Source organism: Collinsella aerofaciens (assembly GCF_015552075.1).
In the GTDB taxonomy this organism is placed as follows: Bacteria; Actinomycetota; Coriobacteriia; order Coriobacteriales; family Coriobacteriaceae; genus Collinsella; species Collinsella aerofaciens_Y.
Map to the genome: position 1 here is coordinate 1 of NZ_JADNDZ010000087.1, position 11857 is coordinate 11857.

General features: G+C 59.6%; 13 protein-coding genes. 7 read left to right on the forward strand and 6 right to left on the reverse strand.

The genetic code is table 11. The features are described 5' to 3' along the window. The first annotated feature begins 116 nt into the window (after positions 1-116). The 4 genes from I2D41_RS06455 to I2D41_RS06470 all read left to right on the forward strand — a co-directional run bounded on the left by I2D41_RS06455 (position 117) and on the right by I2D41_RS06470 (position 3369). Complete coding sequence (locus tag I2D41_RS06455; RefSeq protein WP_195233074.1) at positions 117-542, forward strand: potassium channel family protein; 426 nt, start codon at positions 117-119, stop codon at positions 540-542. A 36-nt stretch (positions 543-578) separates the two neighbouring features. After that, entirely contained in the window at positions 579-1112 is a 534-nt protein-coding gene (locus I2D41_RS06460) for an LOG family protein (protein ID WP_195233076.1), read from the forward strand. A 125-nt stretch (positions 1113-1237) separates the two neighbouring features. Further along, a complete protein-coding gene (locus I2D41_RS06465; RefSeq protein WP_195233078.1) occupies positions 1238-2542 on the forward strand; it encodes a chloride channel protein in 1305 nt (434 codons plus the stop codon). 35 nt (positions 2543-2577) lie between these two features. Beyond that, positions 2578-3369, forward strand: a complete 792-nt coding sequence (locus tag I2D41_RS06470) for an EFR1 family ferrodoxin (RefSeq protein ID WP_118259592.1) — start codon at positions 2578-2580, stop codon at positions 3367-3369. Between the two features lie 15 nt (positions 3370-3384). Here the strand turns inward: I2D41_RS06470 and I2D41_RS10170 are convergent, their stop codons facing one another. The 4 genes from I2D41_RS10170 to I2D41_RS06490 all read right to left on the reverse strand — a co-directional run bounded on the left by I2D41_RS10170 (position 3385) and on the right by I2D41_RS06490 (position 6691). Further along, positions 3385-4260 carry an EamA family transporter gene (locus tag I2D41_RS10170; RefSeq protein WP_195233082.1) on the reverse strand — a complete coding sequence of 292 codons (876 nt, stop codon included), beginning with the start codon at positions 4258-4260 and terminating at the stop codon, positions 3385-3387. Positions 4261-4710: 450 nt separating this feature from the next. Continuing rightward, entirely contained in the window at positions 4711-5409 is a 699-nt protein-coding gene (locus I2D41_RS06480; RefSeq protein ID WP_195363946.1) for an ABC-2 transporter permease, read from the reverse strand. Then, positions 5406-6287: an ABC transporter ATP-binding protein gene (locus tag I2D41_RS06485; RefSeq protein WP_195363947.1), complete on the reverse strand. Its 882-nt coding sequence runs from the start codon at positions 6285-6287 to the stop codon at positions 5406-5408. The genes I2D41_RS06480 and I2D41_RS06485 overlap by 4 nt, the downstream gene beginning before the upstream one ends. Positions 6288-6310: 23 nt before the next feature. Continuing rightward, positions 6311-6691 (reverse strand): GntR family transcriptional regulator, encoded by a 381-nt coding sequence (locus I2D41_RS06490; RefSeq protein WP_195363948.1) that lies wholly within the window; start codon positions 6689-6691, stop codon positions 6311-6313. 215 nt (positions 6692-6906) lie between these two features. Between I2D41_RS06490 and I2D41_RS06495 the strand changes: the two genes are divergently transcribed. The 3 genes from I2D41_RS06495 to I2D41_RS06505 all read left to right on the forward strand — a co-directional run bounded on the left by I2D41_RS06495 (position 6907) and on the right by I2D41_RS06505 (position 10089). Next, on the forward strand, positions 6907-8520 hold the full coding sequence (locus I2D41_RS06495) for a peptide chain release factor 3 (protein WP_195363949.1): 1614 nt from the start codon (positions 6907-6909) through the stop codon (positions 8518-8520). 156 nt (positions 8521-8676) lie between these two features. Beyond that, positions 8677-9399 (forward strand): VUT family protein, encoded by a 723-nt coding sequence (locus I2D41_RS06500; RefSeq protein WP_226812554.1) that lies wholly within the window; start codon positions 8677-8679, stop codon positions 9397-9399. Between the two features lie 9 nt (positions 9400-9408). Then, a complete protein-coding gene (locus I2D41_RS06505; RefSeq protein ID WP_195363950.1) occupies positions 9409-10089 on the forward strand; it encodes an SDR family NAD(P)-dependent oxidoreductase in 681 nt (226 codons plus the stop codon). A gap of 50 nt (positions 10090-10139) precedes the next feature. Here the strand turns inward: I2D41_RS06505 and I2D41_RS06510 are convergent, their stop codons facing one another. Continuing rightward, entirely contained in the window at positions 10140-10865 is a 726-nt protein-coding gene (locus I2D41_RS06510) for a uracil-DNA glycosylase (protein WP_195363951.1), read from the reverse strand. Positions 10866-10953: 88 nt separating this feature from the next. Continuing rightward, positions 10954-11856, reverse strand: a complete 903-nt coding sequence (locus I2D41_RS06515; RefSeq protein WP_195363952.1) for a DMT family transporter — start codon at positions 11854-11856, stop codon at positions 10954-10956. Position 11857 lies beyond the last annotated feature (1 nt).

Consider the following 11857-nt stretch of genomic DNA (forward strand, 5'->3'; position numbering starts at 1 on the left):
AGGCCCGATTTTGCCTCTTGACAATGTCCTGCTCATATTAAAAGGAACGTCCCTAGCTGCCGGTTGTGGGACAATACCGAGCGAACGTGATTGGGCGTCTGGGAAAAGGGGTCGCGATGAACAGGTTGAGGACGCTTTCCGACGTACTGCGACAGGCTGGCTTTGCACGCATCACGGGTCTGTTTCTTATCTTTTACCTGCTGTGCTCGACGGCTGTCTGGCTGTCCGAGCCCACGACCCTCACGTTTGGCGATGGTCTCTGGTTTAGCTTTGAGACGGTCTCGACGATCGGCTTTGGCGACATTCCGGCCGAGACACCGGTTGCCCGCGCCATTACCGTCATTCTGAGCATCATCAGCATCTTCTACATCGCCATGCTCACGGGCGTGGCGGTGAACTACTGCAATACGCTTATCAAGCTGCGCCAAAAGGACACCATGGCGCGCTTTATGGACGATCTTGAGCATTTGGAAGAGCTCGATCGTGACGAGCTCGCCGATCTTTCGCGTCGCGTGCGCGAGTATCGTCGACGCCAGCGCTAAGACGAACGTCGTGCGCCACAACAAGGGGGACCAAATATGAATATCACCGTGTATCTGGGTGCCAGTGCCGGCAATGATCCGGCGTTTCTGCCCGCGGTGCAGGAGCTGGGCAACTGGATTGGCGCCAACGGACACGCGTTGGTATACGGCGGGTCCAAATCGGGCCTGATGGGTGCGCTCGCCGATAGCGTGCTCGATGCTGGCGGACACGTGACGGGTGTTGAGCCGAGCTTTTTTATCGAGGCCGAGTTTCAACATGACGGTATCGACGACCTCATCGTGACGAGTGATATGGCCGAGCGCAAAGCCAAGATGATTGAGCTCGGCGATGCGTTCATCGCCTTTCCCGGTGGGACGGGCACGCTCGAGGAGATTGCCGAGGTCATGTCCGCGGTGTCGTTGGGGCACCTGAGTGCTCCGTGCATCCTGTATAACCTGGACGGTTACTACAACGACCTCAAGGCGCTGCTCGGGCACATGATTGATAAAGGGCTTTCGAGCCCGAGGCGCCAGCACGGCATCTACTTTGCCGACGATTTGCGTGAGATTGCCTCGATTATCAACGGATAAGTCTTGAGCCTGCTCCACTATGACTCCCAATGGTGCCGTTTGCGGCGCAGGTGGTTGGCTCGTTCGGGCAACGCGCGCTCTACAATAAAATGTATCTATGTCGACTTTGACCGCGGGAGGACCCGATGGATAACCTTGCCAAACCCACAAACCGCGCGCTGTTTTTGGTCAGCGTTGCTGTGACCGGTGCACTCGCGGGTGCTGCAGTCTGGCTATTCTTCTTTGCGATGGAGCACGGCATCGACTATCTATGGACTGAGATCCCGCACGCACTGGGCGTCGCTTCGCCCGAGCTCGCCAGCGGCCCGTTTGGCTTTTTGCCGTACCCGTTTTTCGTTTGCCTGTTGGGCGGCTTGGTGATTGGCCTATACGAAAAGATGACGGGCATCAAGACCGATGACCTCAACCAGGTGATGGCAAAGGTTAAGCAAGACGGGCGCTACCCGTACGACAACCTGGGCAAGCTTTCGCTCGCGGCATTGCTGCCGCTGCTGTTTGGTGGAAGTATTGGACCGGAGGCCGGCCTGACCGGCGTCATCGCGGGTCTGTGCAGCTGGGTCGGCGATCGCATGCGTCGCTTTGGCGCCGAGTTTAGGGAGCTCACGCTGCTGGGCACCCAGGCTGCTCTGACGGCGCTCTTTACCGCGCCCGTGTTTGGCTTTGTGGCGCCGCTTGCCGGAAGTGCTGACGGCCAGGGTGCCGGCGATGGTGAGGATTCCGAATCCGGTGAGATCACCATCAGGCTGCCCAAGGCGCAAAAGACCGTGGTTTACGGCATCGCGATTGCTGGCGGCCTGGGCACCTACCTGCTGCTCGGCCAGCTCATGGGCGGCGGCATGGGTATGCCGAGGTTCGAGGCTGCCGTGGTGGGCAATCTGGAGCTTATCTGGCTCATCCCTCTGTCGCTGATCGGAACAATCTGCGGCTGGCTGTACTTTGTCTCTGAGCACGCGAGCGAAGCGCTTGCTCATGCAATAGGGGCGCGCCCTGTCGTCAAAGCCATGCTGGCCGGTCTGGCGCTCGCCATCTGCGGCACGGTCCTGCCCTACACCATGTTTGCCGGCGAGACCCAGGCCGACGTGCTCATGGAGACCTATCTGACCATCCCCGCCGGCGTGCTTATCGCGACCGGTCTTGTTAAGGCCATGCTGACGCCCGCCCTCATCAACCTTGGTTGGCGCGGCGGTCACTTCTTCCCGGTTATCTTCTCGGGTGTGAGCCTGGGCTATGGCCTTGCTATCCTCACCGGCGCCGATCCGGTCTTTTGCGTCGCCGTCTGCACGGCATCGACGATGGGCGCCGTCATGCGCCAGCCGGTCATGGTCGTGGGCCTGCTGCTCATGTGCTTCCCACTCAAGGGTATCGTCTGCATGATCATCGCCGCCGTTATCGCCGCCGGCATTCCGCTGCCCAAGCCGCTGCGCAAGTAGCGCGGTTTTTCACGAGTCAATTCCAGGGGTACGAGATGATCCTGTACTTTAGCGCGACAGGGAACAGCGAGCATGTGGCGCGTCGCATTGCAGCGGCGACAAGCGACAAAGTTATGTCGATTGAGCGCTTTGATGCCGAGATCCTTCACCTTGCTGTGATGGAAGGCCCCTGTCGGCTGGGGTTTGTCGCCCCGGTATACGCCTGGGGCTTGCCGACGCCAATGATCGAGTTTTTGAAGACTGTCGACCTATCGGTTGCTGCCGGCACAAAGGGCGGCGAGCGCCCCTATACGTTCTATGTCTCGACATATGGTTCGACGACCGGGCAATCGGCCAAGTTCGCCCGCGATCTGCTACACGAGCGTGGGCTCGAGTTAGATGCGGCGATGAGCGTCAAGATGCCCGATACCTGGACGCCTGTTTTCGACCTGTCTGACCCTCAAAAGGTTGAGGGTATCAATAGAGCTGCCGAGGCGCAGATTGATGCCGTGATCGAGGCGGTGCGGGCACGCCGCACGGGCAACATGATGCGCCATCGCGTGCCTCTGTTTGCATCGTGCGCGTATCACGCAATTGGGCTGCCGCGCATGCAACAGACGAGCAAGTTTGCCGTCGATGCCGATCGCTGCATCGGCTGCGGCCTGTGTGCCAAGCGCTGCCCCATGGCGGCGATTGAGATGCGCGACGGCCTTCCCGTCTGGACAAAGCCGGAGTGCGCAGCCTGCCTTCGTTGCCTGCATTGTTGTCCCAAATTTGCCATCTCGCACGGTAAGCGCACGGCATCCCACGGTCAGTACAGGCATCCCAAGCCAGGTGTGAGGATGTAGCGGCTGCTGGCCGCGCTACTTCCAAACTGCGAGCGCGGCGGTGCCCAGTACGATGAGGGCGAGACCGATGACGCTGTGTCGTGAGAGTTTTTCGTTGAATGTCAGGCGCGCAAATAGTACTGATACGACAATCGATAGTTTGTCGATCTGCACCACGACGCTCACCTGGCCTGTGGCGATGGCGTAGTAATAGAGCAGCCACGATGCTCCGGTCGCGATGCCCGATGTTGCGAGAAATGTGAGTTCGCGCCGGTCAGCGTGCGCGACCTGATCCAGTTTTCCCTTGGCTGCCACGATCGCCCATGCCATAACCAGTACCACGCAGGTGCGGATTGCCGTGGCCAGGTTTGACTCGACGCCTTCGATGCCAACCTTGGCAAGGATGGACGTGAGCGCCGCGAACACGGCAGCGCCGAGGGCGTAAGCGAGCCAGGTCCGGTCTTGCTGCTGTTCGGGTCCGGCAGACTGCTTCTTCTCGATCATTAAAAACGTGCCGAGGGTGATGACAGCGGTTCCCACGAGCTTAACCGCAAGGTTGCTCGTCTCGCCAAAAAGCACGATGGCGATCAGTGCGGCGAGTACGGTGCTCATCTTGTCGACCGGTACGACCTTATTGACGTCTCCGATGCCCAGCGCCTTAAAGTAACAGATCCACGAAGCGCCGGTAGCGAGTCCCGAGAGGACGAGAAAGAGCCAAGATCTGGGTTCGATGCTGCCGATGGTTCCAATGGATCCAGAAATGCCCGCCATTGCCCAGGCGAAAACGAGCACCACGCAGGTGCGAATGGCCGTCGCGACATCGGAGTCGGTCTGCTTGATGCCGCATTTGGCCAGGACAGATGTGACGCCGGCAAAGAAAGCCGACACAAATGCTGCTGCGACCCACGACACGGGTGAAATGCCTCCCCAAAGAACGACCGCGCCAGATTTACGGCGCTCGTCCGATGATACCGCCCCGCCATGAAGCTTTGGTATCGCTGTGGTGAGACAGGGGCCATAGTTCGAGAGGGCATTTGGTTAAGGCTCGAATCGAAGGTGAATGGTTTTCCGCGAAGTGAACGAGTAAATCTGGACCCCTGGAACATACACACTTTTTACGAACAAAACTGCAGGATTCTTAGACAAAAACCGCAGGAATTGAGTCCTTAAAAATGTCGATGCTACAGGGCACTGTTTTTACTCGTTCACTTCTCGGAAAAGTATTCACCTTCGATATGCTGACGGTGTCTTTTTGGTTGCCAAGAACTAGACGGCCTGCTGTGAAGGGCGGTGGTGACGCTATGCCGCCTCGTTACATTGAAAAAATAAGCGGGGTACCACCTAAGCTTTTTTAGCCGTCGATTACAGATCGCGTGCTCGATAAACCTTGGTGCTGACAGCGCAGCTGATTACACATAGTGCGAGCGCCAGTACGGCAATTCCTGCACACAGACAGCCAAGGACGGCAGGATCGGGATTCGCCCCGGCAATCGACATGAGCCAGTTGCTGATGGGGTTGGAGGAGCTCAGCGTGGCCATGGTGCCGCAACCAAGCAGGGCAAACAGGCCAACGGATAGGCGCAGCGCCTCCATGTGACCAAATCGAAAGAACAGCGGCTGCGCCAAAAACACCATCATGAGGGAGATGAGCATCGATGCTGCCGAGGCGATTGCGATTTCAAAGACCGTCTGTCCCGTCGAAGGAATGCCCGCGCTGTTGAAGAGCGGGATGGAGGCGATGCTCAAAAGCGTAGCTGCACATGCCATGACGGCGGAGAAGACAATAACGCTCAGGTAGCGTGCGCGGATGATGTCTTTGCGCGAGAAGGGCAGCGTTGCCCGGTAGCGCTCCCAACCGTTTTGATTGTCGAAACCGGCCAGTGAGTTCATGACTATGATGGGCGACATGGCACTGACGGCGCAGGCGCCGGCGCTCATACCGGAATCGCCATCCGACGCGTTGACGAGCGTCAGCACAACGAAGATGAACAAGCCGACGCCCGCAATGCTCGGGATGAGCGTGCGAACGATGGCGAGTTCGGACATAAAGGCGCGTTTCATTTCGAAGCCCCTTTCAGTATGAGGCGCAGATAGTCATCAATGGTTGCCCGATCGCAGGGAATCTCGGGAAAGGCCTCGAGCGTTTCGCGACGGTTGGGTACGAGTACGTCCACGCTGTAGGCGTGACGGGCGGCACGGGCGCCTTCGACGCAAGCCATAAGCTCGGCAGCCTGCGATTGGGTGCAGTGGGCGATGCCGGCGCGGTCGGTAATGTCCTCGCGCGGCAGGTCAAAAATAATCGAGCCATTATCGATGCAGATGACGCGATCAGCGGTGCGATCGAGGTCGGACGTAATGTGGCTCGAGAGCAGCACACTGTGCTGGCCGTCGGCGACAAAGGCAAGCAGCTCATCAAGCAGTTCCTCGCGTGCCATGGGATCGAGGCCCGCGGTGGCTTCGTCCAAAACGAGCAGCTTGGCCTTGTGACTGAGCGCACAGGCAAGCTGCAGTTTCATGCCCATGCCGCGGGAGAGGTCCTTGACCTTTGTCTTGGGATCGAGGCCAAATCGGTTGATGAATCCGGCGAACGTTTCGCGGTCCCACGTGGGGTACGCCGGGCCTACGAGCGACTCGATCTGGCCCACCCTGAGCGTGGAGGGGAAGGGGCACGTGTCCAGGACAAGACCGACGCGGGAGCGTAGATGACGTTGCGATTCATCGGGCGCGTCGGCGCCACAGCGCAGCCCAAACAGGTGCACCTCGCCGGCATCGAGCTTTATAAGCCCGAGCGCGGCGCGAATGGTCGTTGTCTTGCCGGCGCCGTTTGCGCCTACAAAGCCAACGATCTGGCCGGGCTCCACAGCGAGCGTGACGTCGCGTAGTGAAAAGCGGTCGCTCACACGGCGTGAGATGCCTTTGAGTTCTAAAAGGTTTTGCATGGTATAGCCTTTCTTGCAGATGGCTACTGCATGGTTTCGGGGGCTACCAGGTCGAGCATCTCGTGCAGTTTGTCGCGCGTGACGCCCAGGGTTTCGGCTTGGCTCGCCGCTTTCGCAAGTAGCTCTTCGATATGGCAGAGCTGGTTTTCGCGCAAGAGTTCCTGGTTGCCCTCGGCGACAAAGCAGCCCTTGCCCTGCACGGTGCAGATAAACCCGAGTTGCTCTAGGTCGGCGTAGGCGCGCTTGGTGGTGATGACGCTCACGCCAAGATCGCTCGCGAGTGCACGGATGCTGGGGAGTATGGCGCCCGCAGCGAGCGTGCCCGATAAAATCTGAGCTTTGACCTGCGAGGTTATCTGCTCGTAGATGGGCTTATCGCTCGAATTGGATAGGATGATGTCCACAGCGGCTCCTTAGCTGATGGGCTACACGTGTATATAACCGGTAAGCACAGTATATATACACTATGCACAGTTATGCAAGAGGCAAATGCTGATTGGGCCGGCTACCCAGGCCCCAACTGATGAATTTGTCCTGATAGGCGCCCTAGAGCGAGATTTCGCGGCTACAATAGTGCGGTTACAACGACGTAATGCACTCAATGCAAGAAAGGATCCGCATGGCAAGCCTGTCGGATGAAATCTCGTCGCGCCGCACATTCGCGATCATCAGCCACCCGGACGCCGGTAAGACCACGCTTACCGAGAAGCTGCTGCTCTATACCGGCAGCATCCAGACCGCCGGCTCGGTCAAGGGCAAGAGCTCGGCCAAGCATGCCGTTTCGGACTGGATGGACATCGAGAAGGAGCGCGGCATTTCCGTTACCTCCTCGGTGCTGCAGTTCACCTACAACGGCGCCTGCGTCAACATCCTCGATACCCCCGGCCACCAGGACTTCTCGGAGGATACCTACCGTACCCTTATGGCCGCCGACGCCGCGGTCATGGTCATCGACGGCGCCAAGGGCGTCGAGGCCCAGACCAAAAAGCTCTTTAAGGTCTGCACGCTGCGCCACATTCCCATCTTCACCTTTGTGAACAAGCTCGACCACGAGGCCCGCGATCCGTTTGAGCTCATGGAAGAGATCGAGAATGTCCTGGGCATCAATACGTATCCCATGAACTGGCCGATCGGCAGCGGCCGCAACTTCCGCGGTGTGTTCGATCGCCAGACCCGTCGCGTTATCGCCTTTGAGGGCGACGGCCACGCTAACGCCACCAAGAAGGTCGCCGAGGTCGAGGCCGAGCTGGGCGACCCCGCTATGGACGAGCTCATCGGCGAGGAGAACCATAAGAACCTGATGGACGACATCGAGTTGCTCGATGGTGCCGGCGACGAGCTCGACTTGGATGCCGTGGCCTGCGGCAAGCTAAGCCCGGCGTTCTTTGGCTCGGCGCTCACCAACTTTGGCGTGGAGCCCTTCCTCAAGGAGTTCCTGCGCCTGGCCCCGACGCCGCGCGCCTATACCGATACGCTCACCAACGAGCCGGTCGATCCCTGCCGCGACGACTTCAGCGGCTTTGTGTTTAAGATCCAGGCCAACATGGACAAGAACCACCGCGACCGCATCGCCTTTGTGCGCATTTGCTCGGGCAAGTTCGAGCGCGGCATGGACGCCTTCCACGTGCAGGGCAACCGCAAGCTCAAGCTTGCCACGGGTACCTCGATGATGGCCGATGACCGCGCCATCGTGGACGAGGCGTATGCGGGCGATATCGTGGGCCTGTTCGACCCGGGTATCTTTAGCATCGGCGACACCGTGTGCTCCGGCAAGCGCCACGTGCAGTATCCGCAGATCCCGACGTTTGCCCCCGAGATGTTCGCTCGCATTACGCAGGTCGATACGCTCAAACGCAAGCAGTTCGTCAAGGGCATGGAGGAGCTTGCCCAGGAGGGAGCTATCCAGATCTTCCGCGAGCTGGGTGCCGGTATGGAGAGCGTCATCGTGGGCGTGGTCGGCGTGCTGCAGTTTGAGGTACTCGAGCGCCGCCTCAAGGCCGAGTACCGTGTTGAGGTTCGTCGCCAGCCGCTGCCCTATACGGACATCCGCTGGATCCAGAACGACCCCGACACCATCGATATCCCGGGCCTTTCGCTCACGCGCGACACCCTGCGCGTCGAGGACATGCGCGGCGGCAAGCTGCTGCTGTTCACGAGTCCGTGGAACGTGGATTGGGCAACCGACCACAACCCCGACCTTATCCTGTCGGAGTTTGGCAACGTAGCGTTTTAACGCATCGGCGCGGTGGCCCTGCGGAGCTGCCGCGCCGTTTGCTTGCCTGATGCCGTGTGAGCGGCTATCATACCCACCGTCGTCTCAAGACCGGGGCGTCCGAGCAGTTCGGGTCCGATATCCTGCTCGTTAAACCTAAAACCAAAGGAGTACATAATGATCAAGAAGGTCATGGAGGACTACAAGGTCCTGTTGCGGAGCATTCCCGCGGCAACGGTTTCGCTGTTTTTCGTGAGTGTCATCATGATGAACCTGCTGGCCAACAAAGAGCTCATCAGCCTGCCGTATCTGGCACTCGATTGCGGCTTTGTGGTGAGCTGGGTTTCGTTTTTGTGCCAGGACATGATCTGCAAACGCTTTGGCGCCAAGGCATCCATCAAAATCTCTATCCTCGCGCTGCTGGTCAACCTGGCCGTGAGCCTGTGCTTTTGGGCATGCTCGCTCACGCCCGGTATGTGGGGCGCCTACTACGACACGGGCATGATCGAGGTTAACACTGCCCTTAACGCTACCATCGGTGGCACCTGGTACGTGGTGCTGGGCTCTTCGCTGGCAATGCTCGTCTCTGCCGTGGTTAACTCCACGCTCAACCAGTCGCTCGGCCGCATGCTCAAAAAGAATAATTTTGCGAGCTTCGCCTTCCGCTCCTATGTGTCCACGGGTGTTGGCCAGTTTATCGACAACCTGGTCTTTGCCATTGTGGTGAGCCACACGTTCTTTGGTTGGACCTGGGTGCAGGTCCTTATGTGTTCGCTGACCGGCGCTGTCGCCGAGCTGCTGTGCGAGGTCTTCCTGAGCCCCGTGGGCTACAAGGTCGTGCGTGGCTGGGAGCGTGAGAATGTGGGCGCCGAGTACCTCGAGCGCCACGCAACCGCCTAAGGAGCGAGTATGCGGGTTTTGATCACGGGCGCTTCGGGCGGTATCGGAGCCGCGTGCGTGCAGCGCTTTTTGGACGAGGGCCACGAGGTCGTGGGTTTTGATCTACTGCCGGCGGCGATCGAACACGAGCGCTACCGCCATCTGATCGTTGATGTCCGCGAGCCGGACTCGTTTCCAGGCGACCTTGAACCCCAGGTAATCGTGAACGTTGCCGGTACGCAGGATTCGGCCGACGATATTGCTGCCAACCTGCGTGGCACCATCAACGTGACCGAGCACTACGCCTTTGTGGGGGAGGGGCTTGCCGCCAAGCCGACACTGGCTATCAAATCCGTGGTCAATGTGGGGTCGGCGAGCGGACATACGGGATCGGAGTTTCCCGCCTATGCTGCCAGCAAGGGCGGCGTTATCGCCTACACCAAGAACCTTGCAAACCGCCTGGCACCGCAGGCCATCGCCAACAGTGTGGACCCGGGCGGCGTTATCACGCCGCTCAACCGTTGCGTGATGGAAGACGAACACCTGTGGAACCAGATTATGGAGCTCACGCCGCTTAAACGCTGGGCCACCGCCCAAGAGATCGCCGAGTGGATCTACTTTGTGGGCGTGACCAACCGGTTTATGACCGGGCAGAGCCTGCTGATCGATGGCGGCGAGGCCGGCCGCACACAATTTATTTGGCCCGAATAGGAAACGCGCCCGATGGAAAGCCGTCGGGCGCGTTTTTGATGTATCGATTTTTAGCTGAGGCAAGTCCAGTTGACGGGGGTCGAGCCGTGCTGTTCGAGTAGCCGATTGGCAGCGGAGAAGGGGCGCGACCCCATAAAAGCGGGGAGTTCTGCCGTGGCACGGTTGGCCGAAAGCGGCGAGGGGTGCGTAGAGGCCAGGCAGAACTTGCCGGTTGCCTTGCCCGCGCCGATTGCAGCGAGCTTGCCTTCGACCATCTGCTGGGCAAAGCGGCCCCATGCCAAAAAGACGACCGGCTGGGGCAGCTGGCAGCAGCGTTCGATAACGTAGTCGGTGAGCGTGCTCCAGCCCAGCTTGGCGTGCGAGTTCGCGGCATGCTCGCGCACGGTGAGCGTAGTGTTGAGGAGCAGGATGCCCTGTTGTGCCCATGGGGTTAGGTCTCCCGTGGCGGGAATGGGGCAGCCTAAATCGGCTTTGAGCTCCTTATAGATGTTGCGCAGGCTCGGCGGCAACTTGGTTTGCGTCGCGGGGACCGAGAACGACAGCCCCATTGCCTGGTTAGGTCCGTGATAGGGGTCTTGACCCAAGATGACAACCTTGACCTGGTCGGCCGGCGTGTAGGCGAGGGCATTGAGGATGTCGTCTTGTGCCGGGTAGATGGTTTGCTCGGCACGCAAAAGGGCGATGCGCTCGAGCAGCTGGTTCGTAGTGTCACGTACCGGCTGCGGCGCATCGCCCAACCAAGTTGCTATGTTGTGGTCGCGGGTTGCGGTGTCCATGGGGCTCCTTTATGGTAGATGCTCTGTTGGCATCTATTGTAAAGGCGCACCGGTTGCCTTTATGACACGGCTGTATGAAGAACGGGGTCTACGAGACGCGCTCGGGCGCTCCTGCCATACGGGCCTGTCCATGTGCACGGAGGTGCGGAAGCTCGACGGTTGCCACCATGACGCCGGTGAGGATGAGGGTGGCGCCAAAGAAGGCGATGGGGTTCAGGACCTCGCCGACCAGGAAGAACGAAAAGACGGCAGAGCAGACCGGCTCGAGCGAGAAAGCGAAGCCGGTGGTCTCGGCAGGCACGTGGGGCTGCACGAGCGTTTGGGTGATAAAGCCATAGGCAGAGCAGATGAGTGCGAGCGCGACGACAACGACAATCTCGCTCGGCGTGCCGGGAAGCGTGAAACCGCCAAAGGTGAATGCGGCGATACCCGAGAATAAGCCGCCGAAGCCCAGCTGCCAAACGCCCAGGGCCAGCGGGTCGACATCTTCGACAAAGCGCTTCGCCACAATGATATGGCCGGCATAGACAAAAGCGGAGAGCAGCATGATGAGCGCGCCCGGGTTCAGGCTGGTGAAGTCGGCGCCCGAGAGCAGCAACATACCGCAGGTGACGATGGCGGTGCCGACGAGCACTTTGCGCTCGGGGGCACGACGCAGCAGGGCGGCGTTGGCAAACGGCACGATCACGACCGTCAGGCTCTGCAAAAAGCCGGCGGTGGAGGCGGAGGTGAGGCTGGAGCCCAGGCACATGCAGGTGAGTTCGGTTGCCATAATGGCGCCGATGATGGCAGCGCGGACCATAAGGTCGCGGTTGATGCGGAAAGCGCGCTTGTGGAAGAGCAGCAGGCAAGCCACAAAGGCGATGATGCAGCGCAGCGCAACGATGCTCGTGGCGTTCATACTGTCCATGCCGATCTTCATGAGGGGGTACGAAAAGCCCCATGCGACGGGAACGGAAAATGAGAGCGCGATTGGTTTTTTGCGATCCATG